This is a genomic window from Winogradskyella psychrotolerans (assembly GCF_018860545.1).
In the GTDB taxonomy this organism is placed as follows: domain Bacteria; phylum Bacteroidota; class Bacteroidia; order Flavobacteriales; family Flavobacteriaceae; genus Winogradskyella; species Winogradskyella psychrotolerans_A.
Genome location: NZ_JAHKPN010000007.1, coordinates 21265 through 47519 on the forward strand (window position 1 = coordinate 21265; position 26255 = coordinate 47519).

Below are 26255 nucleotides of genomic sequence, written 5' to 3' on the forward strand. Positions count from 1 at the left end.
TTTTAATTTTTTATGAAAAGGATAGCGTACTTCATTTTTCTCTTATGGTTTGGGCTATCTCATTGGTATGGGTTTTCTCAAAATTTACCACCTGAAATTAGTGTTTCTGGTGGGGAAGTGTATTGTCCGCAATCACAAATGCCCATAGTGACGTCTGTATCTATTACAGATCCTAATCCTGAAGATACGTCGTTATCCGAGATTTTTGTGCAAATAGCTGAGGGCTATCAAAGTGGAGAAGATATTTTAGAGTTAGTTGGGACTAATCCTAATATCACATCGAGTTGGAATAGCTCAGAAGGACTTTTAACCTTGTCCGGACCAGCAACGTTTAATGAGTTTGAAAATGCCATTTTAAATGTTGTTTTTCAAACCACACAAACCATTTTTACAGAAGATCGACAGTTTTCAATAAATTTAGGAGACGCTAATTACTTACCAAGTACAGGGCATTATTATTTTTATGTGTCTAATCCAGGCATTACATGGACAGAAGCACGAGATGCAGCTGCTGCACAAACTTATTTTGGACTGCAAGGCTATTTAGCCACGTTAACCTCAGAAGAAGAATCGCAATTAGCAGGTGAGCAAAGTGCTGGTACAGGGTGGATTGGCGGTTCTGATGCAGAAATTGAAGGCACGTGGAAATGGGTAACAGGACCAGAAACCGGGACTGTGTTTTGGCAAGGTGGTGTTAATGGAAATGCGCCAAATAATGAGTTTTCTTTATGGAACTATAACGAACCTAATAATGCAGGTAATGAGGATTATGCCCATATAACAGATTCATCAATTGGTATTTTAGGGGCGTGGAATGATTTATCTAATACCGGAGACACCAATGTGAGTAGCGCTTACCACCCTCAAGGTTATATTGTGGAATATGGAGGTTTACCTAATGAACCAGATATTAGTCTTTCAGCAAGTAGCACAATCGTAATGCCGAGAATTTCAAATAATGATATAGAGGTCTGTGGAACAGGTACTTTTATCTTATATGCAGGATCTTCAACACCCGAAGTCTGGTGGTTTGAAACGGAAACGTCAACGACTCCAATTCACGCTGGGTCTATTTATGATGTACAAATTAATGCCACTACAACCTATTGGTTATTACCTGTTGTTCAAGGATGTTCTACTAGTTTAGAGAGATATCCTATGACAATAACCATTAATGAAATACCTAGCGTTAATGATATTACGATTAATCAATGTGAGGACGAAGTGATGGATGGTCTTTCTAACTTTAACCTTAATGCTTACAATGATGTTATTGTAAATGGTGATTTAACTAATTTGGAGGTTCAATTTTTTGAATCGATGGATTTAACCACCCCTATAAATGATGATAATTATAATAATCTAACCAATAATCAAGTGGTCTACGCACAGGTGTTGAACTCGGATACCAATTGTAGCGCAATAGCAGAAGTAGTGCTGTCAGTAAATACAAACATTGCCAATTATACGCTTTTAACAGCATGTGATAATTTGGACGAAACCGGTTTCGTGAGTTTTGATTTATCTCTAGCCGAAAGTCAGATTTTAAATGCGTTATCTTCCGATGTTATGGTTTTGGGCTATTATGAAACCTATAGTGATGCTTTACTTCAAGAAAATCCATTGAACACAAATTTCACGAACACACTACCGTATAATCAAACCATTTTTGCAAGATTGGAACAAAATGGAAGTTGTTATAGTATTGGAGAGGTTAACTTACAAGTTGAATATTTGCCAAATCTGCTTCAAGATGAAACCATTTATTATTGCTTAAATAGTTTTCCGGAAACGATTACATTAGAAGGCGGAATAATAGATGCAATTCCAAATAACTTTTATTACAATTGGTCTACAGGTGAAACCACAATGAGCATTGAAGTTAATGAACCTGGTATCTATACCGTAGAGGTCACAAAACCTTTTGGCTGTTCTAATATGAGAACGATTACGGTATTGCCATCAGATACCGCAACTTTTGAAACCATTAATGTTACGGATTTAGCTGAAAATAATACCATTTCTGTTTTCGTATCAGGTGACGGCGCGTATGTGTATGCATTAGATGACGAGAGCGGAATCTATAAAGATTCACATATTTTTGAAAATGTACCAGCTGGAATTCATGTTGTATACGTTAAAGATATAAAAGCAGATTGCGGCATTGTGTCAAGTGATATTTCTATTTTGGGGTTTCCAAAATTTTTCACACCGAATGGAGATACTGTAAATGATACCTGGCAGATTACAGGGTTTACTTCAGAATTGTCAGAGACCGTGGCTATAGAGATATTTAATCGTTATGGAAAACTGGTTGGTATAGTAAATTCAACTAACCAAAACTGGGATGGTACAAGTAATGGAGAATTTCTCCCAACCGATGATTATTGGTTTATTGCAAAATTCGTAAATGGCAAAACATTTAAAGGTCATTTTACCCTCAAGCGGTAATTTTATAATAATTTTAAGAAATTTCATACGATTTCTATCTTTCTTGCGTTTTCAAATTAGCTATTCATCAATCAATCAACCGCTCATCATGAAAAAACTTTCACTAGTTTTTGCAATCTTATTTGCATTACAATCATTTTCTCAAGAAAAATCATTTGAAATTATAGGAACACTTAAAGCTGAAGATACCGAACAGCCATTGGAGTCTGCAACGGTGTATGTAGAGCGTGTTAAGGACAGTTCAGTTGTTTCATATACCATTTCTGATAAATACGGAAAGTTTAAAATTGAAAATTCAACCTACGATAAAAGCTTAAATTTCTATGTATCCTATGTGGGTTATAGAACATATTTTAAGGTTATAGAAATTGACAAAGAACAGATTGATTTAGGTGCAATTGTAATGCCGTTAGATAACCAACTCGATGAAGTTTTAGTAAAATCTACTGCTCCAATAACCATTAAGAAAGACACTTTAGAGTTTAATGTAAAATCATTTAAGACTAAAAAGGATGCAAATGTTGAAGATTTACTAAAACAATTGCCTGGAGTAGAAGTCGATGACGAAGGAGGTATTACAGTTAATGGAAAGCCGGTAAATAAAATATTGGTAAACGGCAAGCCTTTTTTTGGTGATGACCCTACGATTACTACTAAGAATTTAACTAAAGATATTATTGAGAAAATTCAGGTGGTAGATACCAAAACCAAATCGGAATCTTTTACAGGCGAAGAAGGAGACAAGGAAAACAAAACCATTAACCTTACCATAAAAGAAGAAAATAATAAAGGAGTTTTTGGTCGTGTTTCTGCTGGAGCCGGAACTGATGACCGTTATGAATACGCAGGTATGGTGAATTTGTTTGATAATGACAGAAGAGTAAGTGTGCTTGCCGGAGGAAATAATACAAACTCACCTGGGTTTAGCTTTGGTGAAATCTCAAAAATGTTTGGTCGTGGAGGCAGTGTATCTTTTGATAGCAATGGTTCTTTTACTATAGATGGTCGATCTTTTGGTGGAGGAGAAGGGATTACAACGTCTCAAAATGCAGGTGTTAACTATGCAGATGTTATTGGCGAAAAAACCGATGTATCTGCAGATTATTTCTTCTCATCGAGTAACTCTGAAAATGAATCGTCATCTGAACGTGAAACCATTTTATCTAATTCACGCTATTTTACCAATTCAGATTCAAGATCAAATAACGATACGGATAACCATTCTTTTAATTTGGAGTTTGAGATTGAAACCGATTCTACCTTTCAAATTAATATAGAGCCGTCTTTTGGTTATACTACATCTAGAACACTTTATAATAGTAATGAAGAAACCTTAGATGAAGATCTGTTGTTAACCAATCAATCTGATGTCAACTCAAATGTAGAACGTAATATAAAACGGTTTTCTAATGACATCTCTATTACTAAACGTTTAGGAAGTCGTGGAGCTTTTATTAAGGCTGAGATTGAAACGAGTGTCAATCAACAAGATAGCGATGACTATTTAACTTCGAATACAGAGGTTTTTGGAAGTAATCCAGAAGTTATAGATAGAAATCAGTTTACTGATGGAGAGAATAACAGTTATGGTGTGTCAACAAAATTATCGTATAGGTTACCCTTAATAACTAAAAAATTCTTTTTGAATTTAGATTATGAATACGCTAGAGATAAAGATAATAATAAAGAAAGCACTTATGATTATAATGATGTCACGCAGGGTTTTACAGATTTTAATACCGATTTAAGTACCGATTTTCAGTATACAGATAATAGAAGTATTCCATCCGTAGGCTTATCATATCGAGGAGAAAAGTTATCTACGAGTTTCGATTTAGGTTATAATATAAGAACTTTAAAAAATCAAGATGGATTACGACCAACATTTAATGTAGAGCGCAATTTTGAAAATATTGAAGTGAACTCGTATATAAGCTATAGGTTCAGTCCTAAGTCTTCCTTTTATGTTAATTATTGGTTAGATAATGAGCCGCCAGGATTACGACAACTTCAGGCCTACGAAGATGTGTCAAATCCACTTCAAACAATCATTGGTAATCCTAATTTAGAACCTTCAAATAATCATAGTTTTTATTTGGGATATAATGCATTTGATTGGCAAAAAGGTACAGGCTTTTATGTAGGCACCAATGCTAGTGTTTCAAATAATCAAGTGGTGGCAAAAACTACTGTAGATGAAGAAACACTTAAACGAACAACGACTTATGTTAACGTTAATGGGAATTATAATATAGGATCTTGGTTAAACTATAATAAAGATATTAAGCTTGATACCTTACGAACAATTAAGTTGAAGTTGAGAGCAAGTTATAATATCTCTGAAAGTATTAATTTTAATAACGATGTTAAATATGCAAGTAAGTCTGATAGAATTTCACCACGGTTAGGCATAGATTTTATATGGGATAAAGTATTTGAATTTAAACCTTATTATCAGGTAAGTTTTACTAATACGGCATATGATATTGAGGCTTTTGATGATCGTCAATTTACAAGTCATAATGCAGGAGTTAGAACAGCAACTTTTTTACCTAAAAACTTTGAATGGCGAAATGACGTGAGTTTTAATTACAATCCTAATGTTGCCGATGGTTTTCAGAAAAGTGCTTGGTTTTGGAACTCAACTTTAGCCTATAGTATGTTTAATGATAAGGCTGTGGTCACATTAAAAGTATACGATTTGTTAAATCAAAATACTAACGCGATGCGAATAGCAACACAAGATTACATTGAAGATAAGCAAAGTACCGTATTAAGGCAATACTTTATGTTAAGTCTAAGTTATAAGTTTAATAGCTTGGGAAGTAAAGGGGAAACAGATGATGGAGGCGTTTTCTTTATGGATTAATTCCAATGTAGAATTAACGCATCTAAAGCTTTATCTACTCCAAAATAGTATTTCTTAGACCTAAACTTCGGAAGCATAAGGCTATCAATTATAACTTGGCATTCATAATCTGAAATCGATTGTGCTGTTCCGGTTCCTGTTGAAATAGCAACCGCTTTATCAAATTTTGAAATGGTTATAATTAGGCCGTTATCTTTTTCTTTTGTTCCAATGCCCCAAGAGTTTCCAGCGTCAGTACCAAAAGCTTGAGCTGTAGTAAGTGGAGGCAACGAGTCTACGGTGAGAATAGCAATTTGGTTTGTGGTCTCAGTTTCATATTGAATAATTTTATCAATTAAAGAATCTTGTTGACTACTTGAGAATAAATGAGATGCATCTACAACCCGTTGTTGTGATGGATTAAGTGGAATATATGTGGATATTGCTGAGGTTTCAGGCTGTTTTCGTTTACAATTTAAAAGCAAAACAGGAAAAATAAATATCGAAATTATGAGTTTTAATCGCATGGATACGTATTAAAAATGAATAAAATTCAAGGATAGCTGAAATATAAGATTACCAACTTCCGCCAGCTCCACCACCAGAGAAACCACCACCTCCTCCAAAGCCTCCGCCACCGAAGCCTCCACCGGAGCTACCACCAAAACCACCTCCGAATCCACCGGAAGAGGAACCTCGTGAATAATTTCCGCGACCCATATTACTTAAAATAATGGCTTCGAGTAGACTTCCTGTGCCAGATCGGTTTCCTCTATTACCACCATTTCCACCACCACGTGTTTTAGAAATAGCAATGACAAAAATGATGAATATGATGAATAAAAAGATAATCATTTCAATAGGCATACCATTGGAAGATGGTGTTCTGTTGTTTTTATAAGCACCACTCAATATATCAAATATGGCATCGGTTCCTTTGTCTAGGCCTTTATAATAATCACCATTTCTAAATTCAGGAATAATGATATTTCGAGTAAGTTCACCAACAATACCAGCAGTAAGTCTATCTTCCACTCCATAACCAGGTGAAATCCATATGTCACGATCAGTTCTAGCGAGTAATATAAAAACTCCATTATCTTCTTCGGCTTGTCCAATGCCCCATTTTTGTCCCCATTTTGGAGCTAATAAGCCTATGTTTTCTCCTTTCGTTGTTGGGATTATGACAACAATAATTTCCGTAGATGTACTATCGCTGTAGCGTTGTAACTTTTGAGAAAGATTATCAAACTCGTATTGTTTCAGAACCTTGGTGCTGTCAATTACAGGAGGAATAAAATCCGGTTTATCAGGAATGTTATATTGGGCATTTGCAGTAAAGCTGAAGCTTGTTACTGAGCTTATAAAAAGGGTTAATATGATAAGTTTAATACTTTGCATTAGCTTTTTGAAATCGTATTATCCAATTCGTTAATATCATTGTGTTGCCACGGAAAGTGTTTCGATAATGATTTGCCAGATTCTATTACGCCTTCGATGATACCTTGTTTGAAATTCTGAGATTTGAATTGTGCAGCGATTTTGTTGCGAGTCGAATTCCAAAAATCAGCACCTACAATATTGTTAATGCCTTGGTCACCACAAATAACAAATGATTTATTTTCAACTGCGATGTAGATTAATACACCATTCCGTTGTGCTGTATTATCCATTTTTAAATCATGAAAAACTTCTAGGGCATGTTCGTAAACATCGCCATCACATTCCTGTTCAATGTGTACGCGAATTTCCCCAGAGGTTTGACTTTCTGCAATCCTAATGGCTTCAACGATTTCCTGTTCGTCTTCCGCACTAAGAAAATCTTCAAGTTTAGACATCGTTTCTATGTATTAAAAATCAAATTCTACATCTACAGGTTTTTCAGCTCCTGCTTCTGCATCAAAATAAGGTTTTTCATCAAAATTTAAAAACCCAGCTAAAATTGTATTTGGAAATGTATTAACATGAACATTATATGGTTTAATTTTTTCATTATAACGTGTCCTTGCGGTTTGAATCGTGTTTTCCGTACTCGTTAATTCATCCTGTAATTTTAAGAAATTTTGATTCGCTTTCAATTCAGGATAGCGTTCTACGGTTACTAATAAACGAGACAAAGCACTACTTAGTCCACCTTGAGCTTGATTGAACTGAGATAGTTGTTCTGGTGTAATATTAGATGGATCAATGGTTGTTTTAGTAGCTTCAGACCTTGCTTTAATTACAGCTTCTAAAGTACTTTTTTCAAAATCAGCGGCTCCTTTAACCGTGTTTACTAAATTTCCGATTAAATCATTTCGTCTTTGGTAAGATGTCTGGACATTTCCCCAAGCTTCTTTTACGTTTTCGTTAAGTGTTACAGCTGTATTATTAAAGTTTTTTCCCCAAGAATAAAAACCGAATCCGATGATTGCAATTATAATTACAGGAATTAGCCATTTTTTCATAATAATTAGTTTTAAAGTTGTGTTTTAATTTTGTTAAGTTGTGCTTTTATGCTTTCTAGCTTTTCGATAATTTCAAATTTCTCTAAAGCTTGTTTTTTTTCTTCTTTAAGATGCGTTTTTGCTCCTTCTAAAGTAAACCCTCTTTCTTTTACTAAGTGGTAAATGAACTTTAGATTCTTAACGTCTTCAGGAGTAAATTTTCTATTGCCTTTTGCGTTTTTTTTTGGCTTTAAGACATCAAATTCCTTTTCCCAAAAGCGAATTAATGAGGCATTGACCTTAAAGGCTTTGGCGACTTCACCAATACCGTAATAACGTTTTTCTGGTAGATCTATATGCATCTTAATCGAGAGATTGGTTTTCTAATGACGCCTTTTTCAGTAATATATCGTATTCTTCAGCGGATAAGTTACCGTAATAAAAATTAATAGGATTTATACGTTCACCATCTTTAAACACTTCATAATGTAAATGTGGAGCTTCAGATCGCCCTGTGCTACCCACAAAACCTATTAAATCCCCTCGTTTTACGCGTTGATTCACTTTAACATTATACTTATATAAATGGGCATATAATGAAATATAACCATAACCATGATCGATTCTAATATGATTGCCGTAACCAGTAGATCGGCTATCAGCACGTTTTATGACCCCATTACCAGAAGCATAAATAGGTGTACCCCGCGGAGCCGTGAAATCCATGCCGTAATGAAATTTTCTAACCTTTGTAAATGGATCCGTTCTATAACCGTAACCCGATGCCATTCGTGTTAAGTTTTCGTTACTTATAGGTTGAATCGCAGGTATGGCTTCTAAAAACTTCTCTTTATCTTCAGCAAGTTTTGCAATTTCATCTAAAGATTTTGATTGTACAACAATTGCTTTTTCTAAAACTTCTAAGCGTTTATAGCTTTCTGTGATAAGTTCAGAATTACCAAAACCTTCGTATTTTTTATAGCGATTAATCCCTCCAAATCCTGCTCTACGTTGTTCGGTTGGTATGGGATTGGCTTCAAAATATAATCTATAGATGGCATTGTCGCGCTCTTCAACATTTTCTAAAGCCGCAAATGCATCATCTGTACGTTTGCTAAGCAATTCGTATTGCAGTTCCATATTTTGTAATTCTCTTGCTAATTGTCGCTCTTTAGGGGACTCAATATATTGACTAGCAATGAAAATCATTAATAAAGCAAATAGTCCTGCGGCCGTTAGAAATAAAGCAGCATACTTCGCCGTTGTCGATTTCTTACGCTTTATTTTGCGATACGAAAGCGTTTCAGAATCATAATAATATTTTACTTTAGCCATGTTTGAATTTATGCTATTTTTGCAGCTAATAAGCGTAGAAACCAAGCATCTTTTATTAGCGTAACGTTCAAACCTACAAAAATAATATTACATTGTATTTTATTGTGAATAATTTGTAGGTTCACAAACACCAAAATTTAAAATAAAAATTGGTGAGTAAAGATAAAAAAATGTTTTGCATTTGCGTTAATTTAATAACACAAGCTCTAATTTTAAAATATGAAGTCTCAAGACATACGATCTAAATTTTTAAATTTCTTTGAAGGAAAACAACATCTTATTGTTCCTTCTGCACCTATGGTATTAAAGGATGATCCTACATTAATGTTTGTTAATTCTGGAATGGCACCTTTTAAAGAGTACTTCTTAGGAAACGCAGAACCAAAGAAAAATAGAATTACAGATTCTCAAAAATGTTTGCGTGTATCTGGTAAGCATAACGATTTAGAGGAAGTGGGCTACGATACCTATCACCACACCTTATTTGAAATGTTAGGGAACTGGAGTTTTGGTGATTATTTTAAGAAGGAAGCTATTGCTTGGGCATGGGAGTTGTTGACAGAGGTTTACGGAATTGATAAAGATATTTTATACGTGACGGTTTTTGAAGGCAGTGACGATAAAGATCAATTAGGAATGGATACTGAAGCTTACGATATTTGGAAGCAATATATTGCTGAAGACCGTATCTTAAAAGGCAATAAAAAAGATAATTTCTGGGAAATGGGAGACCAAGGTCCTTGTGGGCCTTGTAGTGAAATTCATGTAGATATTCGTTCGGCAGAAGAGAAAGCAAAGGTGGATGGAAATACCTTGATTAACATGGATCATCCGCATGTGGTTGAAGTATGGAATTTGGTTTTCATGGAATACAACCGAAAAGCCAATGGATCTTTAGAGGCATTACCAAATAAGCATATTGATACAGGCATGGGCTTTGAGCGTTTGTGTATGGTCTTACAAGGTGTACAATCTAATTATGATACGGATGTTTTTACTCCAATTATTCGCGAAGTTGAAACTATTACGGGTAAAAAATATGGGCAAGATGAAAAAGCAGATGTGGCAATTCGTGTAATTTCAGATCATGTGAGGGCTGTTGCGTTTTCTATAGCAGATGGGCAATTGCCAAGTAATACAGGTGCTGGTTATGTTATTCGTAGAATTTTACGAAGAGCGGTTAGATATGGGTTTACATTCTTAGATAAAAAAGAGCCATTTATATACCGTTTGGTTGATGTGTTGAGCAAAAAAATGGGAGAGGCATTTCCTGAATTACGTGCTCAAAAAGCATTAATTGAAAACGTCATTAAAGAAGAAGAAGCGTCTTTTTTAAGAACCTTAGATCAAGGTTTGGTATTACTAAATCGTATTGTTGAAGATACTAAAGGAGATACCGTTTCTGGTGAAAAGGCATTTGAATTGTATGACACCTATGGTTTTCCAATTGATTTAACAGCTTTAATTTTATCTGAAAAGCAGTTGAAATTAGACGAAAAAGGTTTTAAAGATCATTTGCAAAAACAAAAAGATAGATCGCGTTCGGCAAGTGAAACTTCTACGGAAGATTGGACGGTTATAAAAGAAGACGATATTGAAGAATTTATTGGTTATGATACTGAGGAAGCCAATGTAAAAATTACGAGATATAGAAAAGTGACTTCAAAAAAAGAAGGAGAAATGTATCAGTTGGTTTTCAATTTAACACCATTTTATCCTGAAGGCGGAGGTCAAATAGGAGATAAAGGATTCTTGCAAGACACACATGGCGACGTCGTTTTTATTTTGGATACCAAAAAGGAAAACAACGTTATTATTCATTTAGTAAAAGAATTACCAGAACATATTAACGAAAGTTTTAAAGCCGTTGTAAGTAGTGAACACAGAGCTTTATCGTCAAGCAATCACACGGCAACACATTTATTGCACCAAGCATTACGAACCATTTTAGGCGAGCATGTTGAGCAAAAAGGCTCTTTGGTAAAACCTAAATCATTACGTTTTGATTTTTCACACTTTTCAAAAGTAACACCTGAGCAATTACAAGAAATAGAAGATTTTGTAAATGCACGAATTGAAGGTAAATTACCTTTAGAAGAAGGGCGAAATATACCAATGGAAAAAGCGATTGAAGAAGGAGCCATGGCATTGTTTGGAGAGAAGTATGGAGATACGGTAAGAACCATTCGTTTTGGGAAGTCTATTGAATTATGTGGTGGAATTCATGTAAAAAACACGGCAGATATTTGGCATTTTAAAATCGTGTCTGAAGGAGCTGTTGCTGCAGGCATTAGACGAATTGAAGCGATAACAAATAAATCTGTAAGAGATTATTATTCAGAAAATAACGCAGCATTTATCGAAATGAAAGGCTTATTGAACAATGCAAAAGAACCTGTAAAAGCGTTAGAGCAGCTTCAACAAGAGAATTCCGATTTAAAAAAGCAGATTGAAGGCCTTTTAAAAGATAAAGCGAAAAATATAAAAGGGGAACTTAAAAGTGACTTAACCGAAATCAATGGCATTCAATTCTTAGCTAAAAAATTAGATTTAGATGCTTCTGGTGTTAAAGATGTCTGTTTTGAATTAGGTAGTCAGTTTGATAATTTATTTTTATTATTTGGTGCGGAGAATGATGGTAAGGCAATTTTGTCGTGTTACATTTCTAAGGAATTGGTAGCTAGCAAAGGTTTAAATGCTGGTGCCATTGTTAGAGAATTAGGTAAACACATCCAAGGTGGAGGTGGAGGCCAACCGTTCTTTGCCACTGCAGGTGGTAAAAATCCTGATGGGATTACAGCTGCTTTGGAGGCTGCTAAGGGATATTTAGTGTAAAAAATATCTCTCACAAAGCCGCAGAGGCGCAANNTTGCGCCTCTGCGGCTTTGCGAGAGCATGTAAAGTCAAAAAGTATTTCGGGAGAAGACTCCCTGGCGTAATGAAAAAAAGTTATATTGAGTTCATATAAATCTTTGCGACTCTGCGGCTTTGCGAGAAAATGTATAAAAAATGATAGAAAACGATATATCTAGAATTATAGTCGATGTTTGTTATCACATTCATGTTGAACTTGGTCCAGGTTTATTAGAATCTATTTATGAAGAAATTTTATATCAGGAATTAAAAAATGAAGGTTTAATGGTTGAACGCCAAAAACCTTTGCCTGTAACTTGGAGAGGAAAGCAGTTGGATTTAAATTATAGAACCGATTTAATAGTTGAGAATAAAGTTATTATAGAGGTTAAATCTGTTCAAGAAATTCACCCCGTTCATCCAAAGCAATTATTAACATACCTAAAACTTTCAGGAATAAAGTTAGGCCTATTGATTAATTTTAATAGTCCTTTAATAAAGACAGGAATAACGAGAATAGTTAACAATTTATAGGTTATGCGTTCTAAAAAATCTTTGCGCCTCTGCGCCTTTGCGAGTAAAACATGAAGCTACTAACAGAAATACCATTGCCACCACAGCAACATAATCAAATAGATTACAACTCTAAGATTTTACTACTCGGCTCATGCTTTTCAGAAAATATTGGAGAGAAGTTCAACTATTTCAAGTTTCAATCTAAGGTCAACCCTTTCGGAATATTATTTCATCCTTTAGCAATTGAACAACTAATTACTCGTTCCATAAATAAAGACTATTATTCTGAAGACGATTTACACTTTCATAATGAACAATGGAGCTGTTTAGATGTGCATTCTAAATTAAATATTGCCTCTAAAGAAGACTTATTAGAAACTCTTAATTCTCAAATAGATGCGACTTGCAATCAACTCATTAATGCAAGTCATGTCATAATAACCCTTGGAACAAGTTGGGTCTATAGGTATATCGCATCCGATAAAATTGTTGCCAATTGCCAAAAACTACCACAAAAACAGTTTTTAAAAGAGTTGCTTTCGATTGAAGAAATTACAGAATCGTTAGAAGCAATTATCACGTTAGTGCGAGATATTAATCCCAATGTGAATTTTACTTTTACGGTGTCACCAGTAAGACACATTAAAGATGGCTTTGTGGAAAATATGCAAAGTAAAGCGCATTTAATTGCTGCAATTCATAAGGTTGTTGAACCTAGACATCAAAACAATTATTTTCCTTCTTATGAAATTCTAATGGACGAGCTTCGCGATTATCGCTATTATGCTGAAGATATGATTCATCCTAACCCAACTGCTATAGATTATATTTGGGAAAAGTTTCAGAACGTTTGGATTTCGGAAACGACTTCGGGTACTATGGATGCGGTTGAAACCATTCAGAAAGGACTTCAACATAAACCATTTAATTCAGCATCTGAAGCACATCAAAAATTTCTTCAAAAACTAGAAGATAAAAAAGCGAAGTTACAGATAAAGTTTCCACATATTACTTTCTAGAGTTCTCAATTGTTGCGTTGATAAAATCTACGATGATAAATTTAAAAATTGAAACTAAGTATTTATAAAACTAAGCGATCTCGAAGTCGACGTTTTAGAACAAATGAGTAAAGGCTTAAGTTATAATGCGATTGCGGATAATCTCGTTCTTTCTACAGGGCCGATAAGAAAATATATTGAAAATATATACCGAAAACTACAATTGCATAATAAACTTGAAGCGGTACAGAAGGCCAGACGTAATAATCTTTTTTAGAGTTTCCTTGTTTATTGTTATTTTCGTAGTTTAAATATAAAATACAATATGAAAAAGCTAATTTTTATTTTTTGCACCTTTGGTTTAATTTTTAATTCGTGCTCAGATGACGCATCCGAGACCATTGACAATCCTTCTTCTGATGGAGTTTTTCTGAAAATTATAATTGAAACTTATGAGGGGGAAGAGTTAATTACAAATTTCACCTACTTAGATGATAAGTTGATTGAAGTTTCCGATTCTGATGGTTACAGTGAAGTTTTTATTTACAGTAATGATGTATTAACTACAATTGAAGAATATCAAGATGATGTTCTAGAGGCTGAAACAGAATTAGAATATGATAGTAATAATCGCTTAATTAAAGAATCTTATACCTATGGTTCTGGCTCACCACAGGTCAATGAATTTACTTATAATTCCGATGGAACTATAACAATGGACGAAGCTGGAATCAATACCTATACCTACAGCTACGACGTTCTTGGTAATCGTATAACTGAAGCGCATGAAGAAGGAGATGAAGATTACAGTTATACTTATGATTCTAACAATAACCCATTTATAAATATTCATCAAAGAAACGTGTTTGAATTACTAGGAAGAGCTACTTATGCCAATAATATATTAAGTTATATTAATACAAGTAGTGCAGCTTTTTCTGATGATTTTACGAGTTCTTATTCTTATAACGCTAGTGATTATCCTACTAATGGTTCTACAACCTATAATCAAGGGTCGGTAGATCAGGAAGTGGTGACATTTCAATTTATATACGAGCTATAAAACCAAAAGATAATGCATAAAAAAACTCAAATCTTAAAAAGGTTTGAGTTTTTTGTGCTTTATAATATGTCTCTAATTTATCGGTTTACTCTAACACTTTCTGGCACCAAAACGGTATAATCACCATTATTTCTAATAACATCACGTACGATAGAAGATGAGATAAAAGAGGTTCTAGAAGCTGTTAATAAAAATACAGTTTCAATTTTAGATAGTTTTCTATTGGTATGTGCTATGGCTTTTTCAAATTCAAAGTCCGCAGGATTCCTTAATCCTCTTAGTATAAATTCAGCATCAATTTCTTTACAAAAATCAATAGTTAAACCTTTATAAGTGACCACTTTTACTTTAGGTTCGTCTTTAAAGGTGCCTTCAATAAATGCTTTTCGCTCTTCTAGAGAAAACATATATTTTTTTTCAGCATTGATACCTATAGCAACAACAACTTCATCAAACAATTTTATGCCACGTTTAATAATATCAAAGTGACCGTTAGTAATAGGGTCAAATGATCCAGGGAATAGTGCTCGTTTCATTTATTCGGTTTTGTGGTCTCCAATATAAATGTTGGAAACATTATAAGTTCAAATATAATTATTATTTACTCAAGGCTTCTTCGATAGCATTTCCAAATAAATCACTTAAGCTAATCTTAGCTTCTGCAGCTTGTTTAGGTAAAATACTTTCTTTTGTTAAACCTGGAACTGTATTTATTTCTAGTAAATAAGGTTCATTGTTTTTAGCAATAAATTCACTTCTCGAAAAACCTTTCATGCCAAGAATTTCATAAATCCTTTTGGCTTCAGTTCTCACTTTATTGGCATAATCTTCAGAAATACGAGCCGGAGTAATTTCTTGAGATTTTCCTTCATACTTGGCTTCATAATCAAAGAAATCATTTTCAGAAACAATTTCCGTTATAGGTAAAACAATAGTTTCATTTTTATACGATAGCACTCCAACAGAAACTTCAACACCATCTAAAAATTGTTCTATGATAATTTCATTATCTTCTTTAAATGAATTGTCTATGGCTGCCTGTAAATCTTCCTTTTTATAGACTTTAGAAATGCCAAAACTGCTTCCTGCTTTATTCGCTTTAACAAAACATGGTAAGCCAACTTTTGAGACTATAGCATCTTCATTAATGACATCACCAAGATTTAGATAATAGCTTTCTGCAGTTTTAATACCGTAAGGTTGTAATGTGGCTAATAAGTCACGCTTATTAAACGTCAATGCTGCCTGATACATAGAACAACTTGTTTGAGGCATATTTAATAATTCAAAATAGCCTTGCATGTAGCCATCTTCTCCAGGAGATCCGTGGATAGCGTTAAATACACAATCAAATTGTATTTTAGTTTCATTTACTAAGACCGAAAAATTATTTTTATCTATTGGGAATTCTTCATCTAAATCATTGACAAAAACCCATTTGTCTTCAAAAATATGAATGCGATAAGCATTGTATTTATCCTTGTCAAGAGCGTTATACACCACGTTACCACTCTTAAGGGAAATTTTATATTCACTAGAATAACCTCCCATTATAATTGCAATATTTTTCTTCATCTTTACGCTGAACTTGTTTCAGTAACTATGCCCTAAAAATCGGGTGTCTTTTAATTAAAAAAAGCTATAGTGTAAAAGTATCATTTATTTTCTATAATCTAATTCTCTTATTCATACGTATTTTATTTTTGTGTCGTTATTATTTCTTAGTTTTGTCAACAATTATTAGCATATGAGTTTTGTAAAGTTTCTTACCAGTAAAGTGTTTTTTAAACAATTGGCATTAGCCGTTGTTGCCCTAGTCGTAATATGTTTTATTGCCTTTAAATGGTTAAAGGTATCTACCAATCATGGTGAATTTGTTGTTGTACCAGATTTAAAAGGGAAATCATTGGAAACCGTTAGTATAGAATTAAAAGATCATGACTTAGCCATGGAAATACAAGATTCAGCAAATTACAATCCTAAATACCCTAGGTATTCTGTGATTGAGCAAAATCCAGTTGCGGGAGCTCATGTAAAGGAAAATAGAAAAATTTATTTAATCCTAAATCCTTCTGATTACCGTAAGGTTGAAGTGCCAAATATTTTAAAACGCACCTTTAGACAAGCGAAACCACAATTGGAAGCTTTAGAATTTGAAATCGGTGAAATTACCTATAAAGATGCGATTGGTGAGGGGGTTATCTCTATGTCACATAAAGGTAAGCCGTTAGCACCAGGTACCTTATTACCCTTAACATCTAAGATCGACTTGGTATTAGGTAACGGTAAACTATAATATAAAATAATGCCAAATATTCCTGATATTTCAGACCAAGAAGAAAACGAATTATACGAGCATCACGCCTTTAGAGTTGTTGCGGGTCAACAGCCACTTCGTATCGATAAATATTTAATGAATTTTATTGAGAATGCCACACGTAATAAAATACAAGCCGCGGCAAAAGACGGTAGTATTTTTGTGAATGATGTCCCAGTAAAATCGAATTATAAAGTAAAACCTAACGATTACATTACGGTTAAGTTTGAACATCCTCCTCATGAAAATCTTCTAATTGCTGAAGATATTCCTATTGATGTGGTTTATGAAGATGATGATTTGCTTGTGGTGAATAAACCAGCAGGTATGGTGGTGCATCCTGGACATGGTAATTATTCTGGAACCTTAATAAATGCCTTGATTTTTCATTTTGAAAATCTACCCAATAACTCAAGTGAGCGACCTGGTCTTGTGCACAGAATAGATAAAGATACCAGCGGTTTGTTAGTGGTTGCTAAGACCGAAGAGGCTATGGCTCACCTGTCTAGTCAATTTGCTAAAAAAACAAGTGAACGTGAGTATGTGGCACTTGTTTGGGGAAATATGGAAGAAGAGGAAGGTACTGTTGAAGGTAATATTGGCCGTCATCCAAAAAATAGATTACAGAATACCGTATTCTTAGATGATGAAGAAGAACAAGGAAAACCAGCCGTAACACATTATAAAGTATTAGAGCGTTTGGGCTATGTTACTTTAGTGTCTTGTAAGCTCGAAACGGGCCGTACACATCAAATCCGTGTACACATGAAGCATATTGGTCACACCCTTTTTAATGATGAACGTTACGGAGGGGAACGCATCTTAAAAGGAACTACATTTACAAAATATAAGCAGTTTGTAGACAACTGTTTTAAGATTTTACCGCGACAAGCCTTGCATGCTAAAACTCTAGGGTTTGTGCATCCCACTTCAGGTGAGTTTATGAGATTTGAATCTGAGATTCCTGAAGATATAGCACAATGTATTGAAAAGTGGAGGCATTATGCTAAGCACGTGGATTAACACCCAATTCCTGTGAAAGCAGGAATCTCTATGTCGTATTTTACGGACATTATTTTAAGCCTAGTTTAATATTTATATTTTGGGCGTTTCATTTTTATAACCCTACAAGAGTTTTTAAAACCGTGCAGGAAAAAATGAGCAGGCTGTCCATTATATCTTTTTTTCGTGCCTCAAAAAAGAATGCCATTTCCATCCTTAACGCGTACTAATTCAATAGTAATTGCCATAGATGAGCACTTTAGGAATCCGTTAAGTTATGTTGATTTTGATAGTTGTATATTACAGATAGAAATTCACTATAACAGTATCAAGATTAGTTCTTACTAATATTTGAAACTCTTTCTTTTAGGTCGTACTTTTACATTTGAAAGAGAAAATTGTTTAACCTTTAATGAGATTCCTGCTTTCGCAGGAAGTTGACTATGAAACTAGTACTATCACCAGCAAAATCCTTAGATTACGATACTAAATTACCAACGTCTAAAACGACAGAAGGTGTTTTTTTAGATGAAGCAGACCGCTTAAATAAAAAATTAAAAAAGAAATCAGCAAAAAGTTTATCTAAACTAATGCATATTTCAGATAATTTAGGACAATTGAATTTTGAGCGTAATCAAGAATGGGAATTACCGTTTACAAAAGACAATGCTAGGCAAGCTATTTATGCATTTAGTGGTGACGTCTATAGAGGATTAGATGCCTATACCATTGATACCAAAAAAATAGACAAAGTTCAAGATACTGTTCGTATTCTATCAGGATTATATGGAGTGTTAAAACCCTTAGATTTAATTCAACCTTACCGCTTAGAAATGGGAACTAAAATGCCTGTTGGTAAAAACAAAAATCTATATGAATTTTGGCAGAATAAAGTGACAAAAGCTTTAAATGAAGAATTGGAAGATGACGAAATTTTCCTCAATTTAGCAAGTCAGGAATATTTTAAAGCTATTGACACCAAAACTTTAAAAGTACCAGTGATAAATGTAGCTTTTAAAGAATTTAAAAATGACAAGTATAAAATCATCGCCATATTTGCTAAATTAGCAAGAGGTTTAATGACAAGATATATCATTGATACAGATGCAAAAACCTTAGATGATATAAAAGGATTTAATTACGAAAACTACGGTTTTAGTGAAGAATTATCTTCGGAAAATGAATTAGTTTTTACAAGATAGAACAGCCCTAAAACTACCAAATTTAATTTATGTATTACTTACTAATAGCGGTTCAAGTATTTTGTTTGTATCATGCTTATAAAAACGGGAAGCCTTATTATTGGTATTTTCTCATATTTTTTATTCCGGCTATCGGTTCTTTAATTTACATTATTACGCAAGTATATAATAAGAGTGATGCAGAAAAAATTCAGGAAGAGATTACAACGGTTCTTAACCCGACTAAAAAGATAAAGGATTTAGAAAAAAAGCTAGCATTTGTTGATACGTACACGAATCGGATGGCATTGGCAGATGCCTATTTTGCAAATAACGATATTCCAAACGCCATTTTAAACTATAAGAAAACATTAGAAGATATAGTTCAAGATGATTTGTATGCTCGGCAAAATCTGATACGATGTTATTTTCAACTCAAAGATTATGCTGAGGTGATAAAACAAGCCGAATACATCAAATCTACTCCTGAATTTAAAGGGTCTAAACAACAATTTTGTTATGGATTAGCCTTAAACGAATTGGGTAAACCCGATGAAGCAGAAGCCCAATTAAAAGATATAGACAGACCCTATTCTAATTATGTAGAACGTTTAGCGCTTGCTAAGTTTTACATAGAGAATAACAGAATTGCTGATGGTAAAGCGTTGTTAAATGAAATCTCTATAGAATCTAAACGTTTAACAAAACCAAACCGAAAACTTTACGGTGCGACTATTGTTGAGGTTGAGCGTGTATTAGCGTCGCTCAAGTGATTTACTAAGCATGAGAATCTAGTTGTAATCATTAGATTATTCATTCATAGTATCCGTAATTTTATCAATATTTAAGCTATTTGCCATAGCATTAAATATATCGTGATAAGCCCCTTCGTTATCATACAATTCTTCATGAGTACCTTCTTCCATAACTTTTCCTTTCTCTAAAACGATGACGTTTTCAGCATCTATGATTTGTGAAATACTATGGGATATGATGATTACGGTTCTCCCTTTTTTAATCGAATCTAAACTCTTTTTAATCTGTTGCGTGGCAATGGCATCTAAACTTGCCGTAGGTTCATCTAGGAAAATAATTGGTGGGTTCTTTAAAAATAGGCGCGCAATTGAAACTCGTTGTTTTTGGCCTCCAGAAAGTAAAGTGGCTTTGGAGTTATAGCCATCAGGGAGTTCCATAATTTGTTCGTGTATATGGGCTTTTATGGCTGCTTCAACAACTTCATCATGTGAAGCATTTTCTTTTCCATATAAAATGTTCTCTTCAATAGTGCCATTAAAAATGTGGTTTTTTTGTAAAACCAATCCGATATTATCGCGCAACCATAGCGTATCATACTCTTGTAAATCCACACCATCTAAAAGAATGGTACCTGAAGACGGTTCGTAAAACTTATCCAAAAGGTTAACTACGGTACTTTTTCCGGCTCCACTTAAACCAACCATAGCATTTATGGTATTTGGCTTAATAACCATGGATACATCAAAAAGTGCTTTTGTACCATTTGGATAGGCGAAATCAACATGTTTTAGTTCAAAATTCCCAATGACTTTTTCAGGAATATAGGTGCCACTAAATTCTGTTTCATCAGCGTCCATAATGTCAAAAAATGCTTCCGAATAAATTGAAGCATCATTTACTTCATCATAAATTCTATGCAATTGACGTATAGGAGCAGATACATTATTGAACAATAAAATATGAAACATAATAGCTCCAATACTCATGGTTCCGTTTAAAACAAAGTAAGCTGTTAAGACGATGATTATAACAACCCCAAATTGTTCTGTAAAGGTTTTTACTCCATCAAATAAAAAGCTTAATTGGCGGGTTTTCATTTGATTTTCTGTCATATCTAGTTGTATGACTTCATGTTTTTCACTTTCCAAATGCTCTCTTGTGAACGATTTAATAACGGTTATAGAATTAATTAAATCGATAATACCATTGTTTCTAGATTCTCTAAAACCTCGCATGGTACGTCTAAACCCTTTTAATTTTTTGGCTTGTAAACTACTGATTTAAAAAAATAATGGGATAATGCCAAGACTCACTAATCCGACATAAAAATTAGCTTGAAACATAAAAACCAACGCAATAATAGCGGTTGTAAATAAAGGTAAAATGTCGATAAAGAAATTCTTAACCAATTGTGTAAGACTTGATACTCCAAGATCTATTCGGGTTTGGAGTTTGCCACTTTCATTTTCTGAAGAGCTATAAAACGCCATTTTATAGGTTAGAATTTTATCGACGACTTGTTGTGCAAAATCACGAGAAATATAGATTTTCATCTTTTCTCCGTAGAATTTTTGTCCGAATTGCACAATGGCATAAATCAATTCTTTTGATAATAAAATGACACTGATAGTGATTAATAGGGTAAACCCATCTTGTAGCGTTTTGTTCTGCTCTTTTATTACAGTAAGCTCATCAACAGCATATCTTAGGATCAGCGCATTTACTTGAGCGAGAAAAGCACCCACAAGGGTTAACACTAAAGTCGCGATGACTAAATGTCTATAAGGTTTTATGTAACTAAATAGCTTTTTAAACAGTTGAAATAAACTGATGTTAGATGCTTTTTTCCATTTTTTAGCCATAATAGGAATGTAATCGAAATTTTAATTGGTTTGTAGACGTTGTAAAATCTAGTCGCATTTATCTATTAGAATTAATCTTGAGTTCCCCAAGGAGCCGTTGGTGTTTTAATCGTTTTGGTTAAATCAAAACGCACCGTAAACAAACGGTCGGTTCCGAGACGGCGAAGGTTGTATGTTAAACTCGTTTCGTCAATAGTAAACCACCAGATATTAGTAGCGGCTGCTGGCAATATTTTTGAAGTATGTGCATCAGCAGGAAACATTTGCAAATGGGCTAAGCCATGATTAGAACTTGTACCACCATATTGCGTTAATTCTTCTTCTGTACCATCTTCATGACGATGATCGTGCTTTAAGCTTATGATCTTGTTATCATTCATTTTTAAAACCCAAGTACGCGATTTATCGTCGCCCACAAAAAAAGGAATTCTAATTGTATTTGTGTCACAAGAGCGCACATGCATTACTAATGTTTTACCTGTAAAACCATCACCTTCTTTACCACCTTCTGTAATTTCACCTTCGTAAGCATTGCCACAATGTGCTTCAAGTTGTTGCCAAAATTGTTCGGAACTAGTTTGATCTTGTGATACAATATATAGAGGAAAGAAAAGTAAAAGATAGAAGAGTATTTTCATGTTTGTTCGGTTTTTTAATTCAAATCGGGAAATGCCTTTTCATTATTTAGACAAAATATTACGCTTAAAGTTAAGTGTTTTGCTTAACGTGTTCACAGAATACGTTTGAAATTTAAAAATTTAGATAAAGATTCTGGCAAAATTGAATTCTGCTTTCAGATTTATTTTTTTAAGTTAAATATATACTTAAAAAAGATACGTTGAATTTCCGTGTTTACTATTTTAGTGAAAATATTAATTATGAAAAAAACATTACAAATAGGAAATGGTGTCGCTTTAGTAGCAGCTATTGTTATTAATTACTTGTCCAATACAGGACTCCTAAATAATACAACAATTGGTGAGGTCTCTAATAGTTATGATTCATTGTTTACACCAGCAGGTTATACATTTGCGATTTGGGGATTGATTTATATAATGCTTTTAGGATTTGCTATTTATCAAGGTAGAAGTCTTTTCGTAAAAGTTAAAAATGACGATTTTGTTCTAAAAACAGGTTGGTGGTTTATGCTGTCTTGTCTATTTAATTCACTTTGGGTATTTGCATGGATTTATGAATATACCGCTGTGTCTTGTGTTTTTATATTTCTATTGCTATTCTCATTATTGAAGATTGTAATTAACAACCGAATGGAATTAGATGATGAACCCTTGCCAATTATCGCGTTTGTTTGGTGGCCTTTTGTAATATATTCAGGTTGGGTTACGGTGGCAAGTATTGCTAATGTCTCTACGTATTTAGTTAAAATAGGTTGGGAGGGGTTTGAGTTGTCTGCTGTAACTTGGACGATTATAATGATTACAATTGCAGTTGCGATTAATTTGGTGATTACTTGGAAAAGAAATATGCGTGAGTTTGCCCTAGTTGGTGCTTGGGCTTTAATTGGTATAGGTAATGCTAATAAATTGTCTCACGATACTATAATGTATATTGCTTTTATTAGCGCCGTTATTTTAGTAATTAGTAGTTCTATTCATGGTTTTAAAAACCGTGAAACTAGTCCGTTTAAGAAGCTTTAGTCGCTCAATAATTTGGTGTTTCTGTCAGTGGAATGGGTTTCAAAAATTGAAATTCCACTGTGAAATATGTCAATTTCAAAATCACGATGATAAGAATAACGGTCTTCTAAAACATTTGTCATATAAATAAATCCTAAAAATAAAGCAGTGTAGCTTATCCAAAATATTTTCGTAAAAAGTTTCGGAATATTGATTTTCCAAATTCGATTTAGGAGGAGTGTTATAACTAGCCAAAACAGAAAATAGGTGCATAAGTTAATTACCATTTCTGTTAGAAAATATTGGGTAGATAATGATGTGTGAAACCCTTCACATTTGTAAATCATCGGAAATCCGTAAAAGAAAACCTCTTTATCGTCAATTACAATTCCGTACGACCACTTTGTTATAATTCCAAAAGAAATTAAAGTTAAAGGTAAGGTGAATTGGAATATTAATTTTTTCATTTATTCAATCGAGAGGTAAAAGAGTGAGATATGGTCTTCTCTGAACTATGGCTGCAGGGTAAAATTGAATTATGCTGAAAAAATATAGCTCCTATTCGGTGAAGTGTAGTGCTTTCTTCTACTGTATGTTGCAAAATGGCTTTTTATTCTCCTTCTCAATATTGCGCTTTTATGGTGTATGGTACTTTTCGAAAATCTCAAATACGCGACCATAATTATAGTCGATATTATCAACTGCTTTTTTCCAATTAATATTTAGAATCGCAATGCGAGTCTCAATTGAACCATTCCATCTTGTGCTAAATCCATGTTTCGTTAATACAGTAATTATTTTTTCGGCCACTTCTTTTGCAAGTTTATCATCACGATTATAACTATCAAAACCAATAAATAGCATTTTTTCTTCTCCAATTGCTCTTTCTAAATCTTGTGTATGATAATAGCAATAGCCTTTAACGCTAATTCCCCTTTCTTTCAGTTCGGCGATAATTTCAGCAGCATCTTCTTCTCCGTCGCTTTTCGTATAACCAGCTCTGTGAAGCGAAATGATTTTATTTTTATTGAGTTCATCAAAGGATTTTACCAATCTATCAAAATCGGTTGGTGTTTCCCATTTTAGGCTGTCAGCTTGATGTTTTTTTAATCTGATGTCGATTTCTCGTTTTAACCATTTTTCATCGAAATCACTTTCGTCATAAAACATTCCACATATACTTTCAAGTAAATCATCTTCATTTTCAAACCCAAAAAGTATATCTTTTTCAAGTTGTTCAATTGCTTCGTCTTTGATCTCTTGTGTCATATTTTAGTGTAATTTGTTGGTTTTTTACATTTTACACAATGTGATTGTGTATGGTTAGTTGCGTGTTTGAGCAACTAAATTAGCAAACTTTTACGAACCTGTGAATATTCCGCAGGAATTTTCGCAAGTAGTCTAGAACCAAGCGATTAATAATTCCGAAATACTTTTTTCAACAGTCAGTTCGGTTTTTCTCAATCTATCGAATTGATTTATTAAAATTCTTTATTGTTATAAAAACACATAAAAATTTTCGGCATTATGTTTATTTGTTTTCCAGCATCTATTTTAGATACTTTCAGTTAAACTTCTAACAACACTAATCCAATTTTCTTAAAATGAGCTTGTACACTTTCTACTTTTTCCGTTTGGATATCGAAATAATAATGTTCGTATTCATATCTTATGTTTTCCGCACCAAAATTTACTATCATTTTACGATGTATTGTTTTTAATTTTTTGGATGTTTTAAATTTGTGCCTTTTCATTTTATCGTTTATTCTTTCAGTATATTTTTTTTTCAGCGTTCTGCTTGGATATTATTGCCAACGAGTTTGTATATGGTTTGTTGCGTGGTTGGGTAGCTAATTTAGCAAACTTTTACGGACCAGAGAAAATTCCGCAGGAATTTTCGCAAGTAAGCAAGAATAAAGCAATTAATTATACACGGTGTTGTAAACAGTTATTTATTCTAATGTTTTTTCAAAATTCTCAAACGAATTAAATCTTCCTTTGATTTCTCCATTATTATTTAAATACAAATACGTTGGAAAAGACCATATTGCCATATCTTTTGTAACTCTTTTTAGAGAGTCAATTTCTCTGAAGTTTTTCCAGTTGTAATTGTGTTTTTTTAGATATTCTTTCCAGTCAGAGTGATTTCGGTCAGTAGAAATCCCAATTAGTTCTACATTCTTTTCTTTAAGTAAATCCAATTTTCTGGAAATCAACTTATGGTCTCTGATACAAGGCGGACAGTTAATGAACCAAAAATCAAGAAGATATGTTTTTGATTTTTCCAATTCAATTGATGACATTTCATTCTCAATATTCGCAAACTTATAATCTCCCGTATTTAAAGAATTTACCTTTAATATGTTTTCTATTTTTCCGTGAATGCTTATAAAATGATTTTTTAAAGTATCGCTTTGGGTTGAAAGTATATCAAATAGTTTTCCAATCTTGGCTTGGTCATTCTGATTTCTGTATATGTATGGGCTTGCAATATTATATGAAAATGGACTTTGGGTATTTTGTCTAATATTTTCAAGAAGAAAGTTGTCAATTGTAATGCTATCAGCTTTATTTTGAGTTAATTCACGATAGTTTTTTGAAAAATTGATAGACTTATAATATAATTCGGAATTTAGAATTGTATCGATTTCTAATTTTTTGTTAAGTTTTCCACTTACAATTACATTGTCTCCATTTAACCAAAGTTGATTTGATTTTCTTCCATTTTCTGTGTAAAAATCGATATTATATAAATCATTTAATTTTTCTTTAAAGTTTACTTTAATTGTGTCCTTAAATGGTAAAAAGAAACTTTCTGTTTGTCCAATATTAGAAATCCAAACACTATCAATTTTAGTGTCGGCTTTTATTATCAGATTAATATCGGATAAATCAATTTTATTTGGTTTTATTTCAGATTTACAACCAAAAATGAAAGCGAATATCAATAGTGCAATTGTTTGTTTCATATTAGTTCAAGGTTTGTTTATAATGTCTCGTCCTGAAATAT

At 33.4% G+C, this 26255-nt stretch carries 25 protein-coding genes and 1 pseudogene; 12 read left to right on the forward strand and 14 right to left on the reverse strand.

Annotated elements, in window-relative coordinates; all coding sequences use genetic code 11:
- Nucleotides 1-12 precede the first annotated feature (12 nt).
- A complete protein-coding gene (locus KO515_RS02695) occupies nucleotides 13-2451 on the forward strand; it encodes a T9SS type B sorting domain-containing protein (RefSeq protein WP_215934845.1) in 2439 nt (812 codons plus the stop codon).
- A gap of 88 nt (nucleotides 2452-2539) precedes the next feature.
- The gene (locus KO515_RS02700; protein ID WP_215934846.1) at nucleotides 2540-5320 is read left to right on the forward strand and encodes an outer membrane beta-barrel protein; all 2781 of its coding nucleotides are present in this window, start codon (nucleotides 2540-2542) and stop codon (nucleotides 5318-5320) included.
- Here the strand turns inward: KO515_RS02700 and KO515_RS02705 are convergent.
- From KO515_RS02705 to KO515_RS02730, 6 genes are read right to left on the reverse strand one after another with little or no spacing between them, the layout of a single operon-like run.
- Nucleotides 5317-5826, reverse strand: coding sequence for a TPM domain-containing protein (locus tag KO515_RS02705; RefSeq protein WP_215934847.1), 510 nt, complete (start codon nucleotides 5824-5826; stop codon nucleotides 5317-5319). The two genes, KO515_RS02700 and KO515_RS02705, sit on opposite strands and share 4 nt — an antisense overlap.
- 49 nt (nucleotides 5827-5875) lie before the next feature.
- Nucleotides 5876-6700, reverse strand: coding sequence for a TPM domain-containing protein (locus KO515_RS02710; protein ID WP_215934848.1), 825 nt, complete (start codon nucleotides 6698-6700; stop codon nucleotides 5876-5878).
- Nucleotides 6700-7137, reverse strand: a complete 438-nt coding sequence (locus KO515_RS02715; RefSeq protein WP_215934849.1) for a TPM domain-containing protein — start codon at nucleotides 7135-7137, stop codon at nucleotides 6700-6702. The genes KO515_RS02710 and KO515_RS02715 overlap by 1 nt, the downstream gene beginning before the upstream one ends.
- Before the next feature lie 12 nt (nucleotides 7138-7149).
- Nucleotides 7150-7746, reverse strand: coding sequence for a LemA family protein (locus KO515_RS02720; RefSeq protein ID WP_215934850.1), 597 nt, complete (start codon nucleotides 7744-7746; stop codon nucleotides 7150-7152).
- 11 nt (nucleotides 7747-7757) lie between these two features.
- Entirely contained in the window at nucleotides 7758-8087 is a 330-nt protein-coding gene (locus KO515_RS02725) for a MerR family transcriptional regulator (protein ID WP_215934851.1), read from the reverse strand.
- A gap of 1 nt (nucleotide 8088) precedes the next feature.
- Nucleotides 8089-9060: a M23 family metallopeptidase gene (locus KO515_RS02730; protein ID WP_215934852.1), complete on the reverse strand. Its 972-nt coding sequence runs from the start codon at nucleotides 9058-9060 to the stop codon at nucleotides 8089-8091.
- A 219-nt stretch (nucleotides 9061-9279) separates the two neighbouring features.
- Here KO515_RS02730 and alaS point away from each other — a divergent pair, with 219 nt between their 5' ends.
- The 5 genes from alaS to KO515_RS02755 all read left to right on the forward strand — a co-directional run bounded on the left by alaS (nucleotide 9280) and on the right by KO515_RS02755 (nucleotide 14490).
- The gene (gene alaS, locus KO515_RS02735) at nucleotides 9280-11895 is read left to right on the forward strand and encodes an alanine--tRNA ligase (protein ID WP_215934853.1); all 2616 of its coding nucleotides are present in this window, start codon (nucleotides 9280-9282) and stop codon (nucleotides 11893-11895) included.
- A gap of 174 nt (nucleotides 11896-12069) precedes the next feature.
- A complete protein-coding gene (locus KO515_RS02740) occupies nucleotides 12070-12447 on the forward strand; it encodes a GxxExxY protein (protein WP_215934854.1) in 378 nt (125 codons plus the stop codon).
- A 50-nt stretch (nucleotides 12448-12497) separates the two neighbouring features.
- On the forward strand, nucleotides 12498-13448 hold the full coding sequence (locus tag KO515_RS02745) for a GSCFA domain-containing protein (RefSeq protein ID WP_215934855.1): 951 nt from the start codon (nucleotides 12498-12500) through the stop codon (nucleotides 13446-13448).
- 64 nt (nucleotides 13449-13512) lie between these two features.
- Nucleotides 13513-13704 carry a response regulator transcription factor gene (locus KO515_RS02750; protein ID WP_354668262.1) on the forward strand — a complete coding sequence of 64 codons (192 nt, stop codon included), beginning with the start codon at nucleotides 13513-13515 and terminating at the stop codon, nucleotides 13702-13704.
- Nucleotides 13705-13752: 48 nt separating this feature from the next.
- On the forward strand, nucleotides 13753-14490 hold the full coding sequence (locus KO515_RS02755; protein WP_215934857.1) for a hypothetical protein: 738 nt from the start codon (nucleotides 13753-13755) through the stop codon (nucleotides 14488-14490).
- Between the two features lie 77 nt (nucleotides 14491-14567).
- On the opposite strand, the gene coaD is transcribed toward KO515_RS02755, so the two are convergent.
- Nucleotides 14568-15026 carry a pantetheine-phosphate adenylyltransferase gene (coaD, locus tag KO515_RS02760; protein ID WP_215934858.1) on the reverse strand — a complete coding sequence of 153 codons (459 nt, stop codon included), beginning with the start codon at nucleotides 15024-15026 and terminating at the stop codon, nucleotides 14568-14570.
- A gap of 61 nt (nucleotides 15027-15087) precedes the next feature.
- A complete protein-coding gene (locus KO515_RS02765) occupies nucleotides 15088-16065 on the reverse strand; it encodes a D-alanine--D-alanine ligase (RefSeq protein ID WP_215934859.1) in 978 nt (325 codons plus the stop codon).
- A 172-nt stretch (nucleotides 16066-16237) separates the two neighbouring features.
- On the opposite strand from KO515_RS02765, the gene KO515_RS02770 reads away from it, so the two are divergent.
- The 4 genes from KO515_RS02770 (at nucleotide 16238) to KO515_RS02785 (ending at nucleotide 19763) form a co-directional block, all read left to right on the forward strand.
- Nucleotides 16238-16786, forward strand: coding sequence for a PASTA domain-containing protein (locus KO515_RS02770; protein ID WP_215934860.1), 549 nt, complete (start codon nucleotides 16238-16240; stop codon nucleotides 16784-16786).
- Nucleotides 16787-16795: 9 nt separating this feature from the next.
- Nucleotides 16796-17830, forward strand: coding sequence for an RluA family pseudouridine synthase (locus KO515_RS02775; RefSeq protein ID WP_215934861.1), 1035 nt, complete (start codon nucleotides 16796-16798; stop codon nucleotides 17828-17830).
- Between the two features lie 422 nt (nucleotides 17831-18252).
- Nucleotides 18253-19011, forward strand: a complete 759-nt coding sequence (gene yaaA, locus KO515_RS02780; protein ID WP_215934862.1) for a peroxide stress protein YaaA — start codon at nucleotides 18253-18255, stop codon at nucleotides 19009-19011.
- Between the two features lie 29 nt (nucleotides 19012-19040).
- A complete protein-coding gene (locus tag KO515_RS02785) occupies nucleotides 19041-19763 on the forward strand; it encodes a hypothetical protein (protein ID WP_215934863.1) in 723 nt (240 codons plus the stop codon).
- Nucleotides 19764-19799: 36 nt separating this feature from the next.
- Here KO515_RS02785 and KO515_RS02790 read toward each other — a convergent pair.
- Together KO515_RS02790 and KO515_RS02795 are read right to left on the reverse strand one after the other, a co-directional pair.
- A pseudogene (locus KO515_RS02790) lies at nucleotides 19800-21578 on the reverse strand (ABC transporter ATP-binding protein).
- A gap of 101 nt (nucleotides 21579-21679) precedes the next feature.
- Nucleotides 21680-22246, reverse strand: a complete 567-nt coding sequence (locus tag KO515_RS02795; protein WP_215934864.1) for a hypothetical protein — start codon at nucleotides 22244-22246, stop codon at nucleotides 21680-21682.
- Between the two features lie 240 nt (nucleotides 22247-22486).
- Between KO515_RS02795 and KO515_RS02800 the strand changes: the two genes are divergently transcribed.
- Nucleotides 22487-23266 (forward strand): tryptophan-rich sensory protein, encoded by a 780-nt coding sequence (locus tag KO515_RS02800; protein WP_215934865.1) that lies wholly within the window; start codon nucleotides 22487-22489, stop codon nucleotides 23264-23266.
- On the opposite strand, the gene KO515_RS02805 is transcribed toward KO515_RS02800, so the two are convergent.
- From KO515_RS02805 to KO515_RS02815, 4 genes are all read right to left on the reverse strand, one after another.
- Nucleotides 23263-23712, reverse strand: coding sequence for a hypothetical protein (locus KO515_RS02805; protein WP_215934866.1), 450 nt, complete (start codon nucleotides 23710-23712; stop codon nucleotides 23263-23265). The two genes, KO515_RS02800 and KO515_RS02805, sit on opposite strands and share 4 nt — an antisense overlap.
- A 169-nt stretch (nucleotides 23713-23881) precedes the next feature.
- Entirely contained in the window at nucleotides 23882-24514 is a 633-nt protein-coding gene (locus tag KO515_RS02810) for a DUF6891 domain-containing protein (protein ID WP_215934867.1), read from the reverse strand.
- 299 nt (nucleotides 24515-24813) lie between these two features.
- Nucleotides 24814-24945, reverse strand: a complete 132-nt coding sequence (locus KO515_RS18860; protein ID WP_289846259.1) for a hypothetical protein — start codon at nucleotides 24943-24945, stop codon at nucleotides 24814-24816.
- A gap of 252 nt (nucleotides 24946-25197) precedes the next feature.
- Entirely contained in the window at nucleotides 25198-26214 is a 1017-nt protein-coding gene (locus KO515_RS02815; protein WP_215934868.1) for a TlpA family protein disulfide reductase, read from the reverse strand.
- Between the last annotated feature and the right edge of the window lie 41 nt (nucleotides 26215-26255).

What these genes read in the sequence shown, in the direction of transcription:
- KO515_RS02785 (WP_215934863.1), top strand. Translation starts at nt 19,041, where the DNA reads ATGTATTACTTACTAATAGCGGTTCAAGTATTTTGTTTGTATCATGCT.
- KO515_RS02720 (WP_215934850.1), bottom strand. Translation starts at nt 7,746, where the DNA reads ATGAAAAAATGGCTAATTCCTGTAATTATAATTGCAATCATCGGATTC.
- KO515_RS02805 (WP_215934866.1), bottom strand. Translation starts at nt 23,712, where the DNA reads ATGAAAAAATTAATATTCCAATTCACCTTACCTTTAACTTTAATTTCT.
- KO515_RS02795 (WP_215934864.1), bottom strand. Translation starts at nt 22,246, where the DNA reads ATGAAAATACTCTTCTATCTTTTACTTTTCTTTCCTCTATATATTGTA.
- KO515_RS02815 (WP_215934868.1), bottom strand. Translation starts at nt 26,214, where the DNA reads ATGAAACAAACAATTGCACTATTGATATTCGCTTTCATTTTTGGTTGT.
- KO515_RS02770 (WP_215934860.1), top strand. Translation starts at nt 16,238, where the DNA reads ATGAGTTTTGTAAAGTTTCTTACCAGTAAAGTGTTTTTTAAACAATTG.
- coaD (WP_215934858.1), bottom strand. Translation starts at nt 15,026, where the DNA reads ATGAAACGAGCACTATTCCCTGGATCATTTGACCCTATTACTAACGGT.
- KO515_RS02725 (WP_215934851.1), bottom strand. Translation starts at nt 8,087, where the DNA reads ATGCATATAGATCTACCAGAAAAACGTTATTACGGTATTGGTGAAGTC.
- KO515_RS02775 (WP_215934861.1), top strand. Translation starts at nt 16,796, where the DNA reads ATGCCAAATATTCCTGATATTTCAGACCAAGAAGAAAACGAATTATAC.
- KO515_RS02700 (WP_215934846.1), top strand. Translation starts at nt 2,540, where the DNA reads ATGAAAAAACTTTCACTAGTTTTTGCAATCTTATTTGCATTACAATCA.
- KO515_RS02810 (WP_215934867.1), bottom strand. Translation starts at nt 24,514, where the DNA reads ATGACACAAGAGATCAAAGACGAAGCAATTGAACAACTTGAAAAAGAT.
- KO515_RS02755 (WP_215934857.1), top strand. Translation starts at nt 13,753, where the DNA reads ATGAAAAAGCTAATTTTTATTTTTTGCACCTTTGGTTTAATTTTTAAT.
- yaaA (WP_215934862.1), top strand. Translation starts at nt 18,253, where the DNA reads ATGAAACTAGTACTATCACCAGCAAAATCCTTAGATTACGATACTAAA.
- KO515_RS02705 (WP_215934847.1), bottom strand. Translation starts at nt 5,826, where the DNA reads ATGCGATTAAAACTCATAATTTCGATATTTATTTTTCCTGTTTTGCTT.
- KO515_RS02695 (WP_215934845.1), top strand. Translation starts at nt 13, where the DNA reads ATGAAAAGGATAGCGTACTTCATTTTTCTCTTATGGTTTGGGCTATCT.
- KO515_RS02730 (WP_215934852.1), bottom strand. Translation starts at nt 9,060, where the DNA reads ATGGCTAAAGTAAAATATTATTATGATTCTGAAACGCTTTCGTATCGC.
- KO515_RS02765 (WP_215934859.1), bottom strand. Translation starts at nt 16,065, where the DNA reads ATGAAGAAAAATATTGCAATTATAATGGGAGGTTATTCTAGTGAATAT.
- KO515_RS02710 (WP_215934848.1), bottom strand. Translation starts at nt 6,700, where the DNA reads ATGCAAAGTATTAAACTTATCATATTAACCCTTTTTATAAGCTCAGTA.
- KO515_RS02800 (WP_215934865.1), top strand. Translation starts at nt 22,487, where the DNA reads ATGAAAAAAACATTACAAATAGGAAATGGTGTCGCTTTAGTAGCAGCT.
- KO515_RS02715 (WP_215934849.1), bottom strand. Translation starts at nt 7,137, where the DNA reads ATGTCTAAACTTGAAGATTTTCTTAGTGCGGAAGACGAACAGGAAATC.
- KO515_RS18860 (WP_289846259.1), bottom strand. Translation starts at nt 24,945, where the DNA reads ATGATAGTAAATTTTGGTGCGGAAAACATAAGATATGAATACGAACAT.
- KO515_RS02745 (WP_215934855.1), top strand. Translation starts at nt 12,498, where the DNA reads ATGAAGCTACTAACAGAAATACCATTGCCACCACAGCAACATAATCAA.
- alaS (WP_215934853.1), top strand. Translation starts at nt 9,280, where the DNA reads ATGAAGTCTCAAGACATACGATCTAAATTTTTAAATTTCTTTGAAGGA.
- KO515_RS02740 (WP_215934854.1), top strand. Translation starts at nt 12,070, where the DNA reads ATGATAGAAAACGATATATCTAGAATTATAGTCGATGTTTGTTATCAC.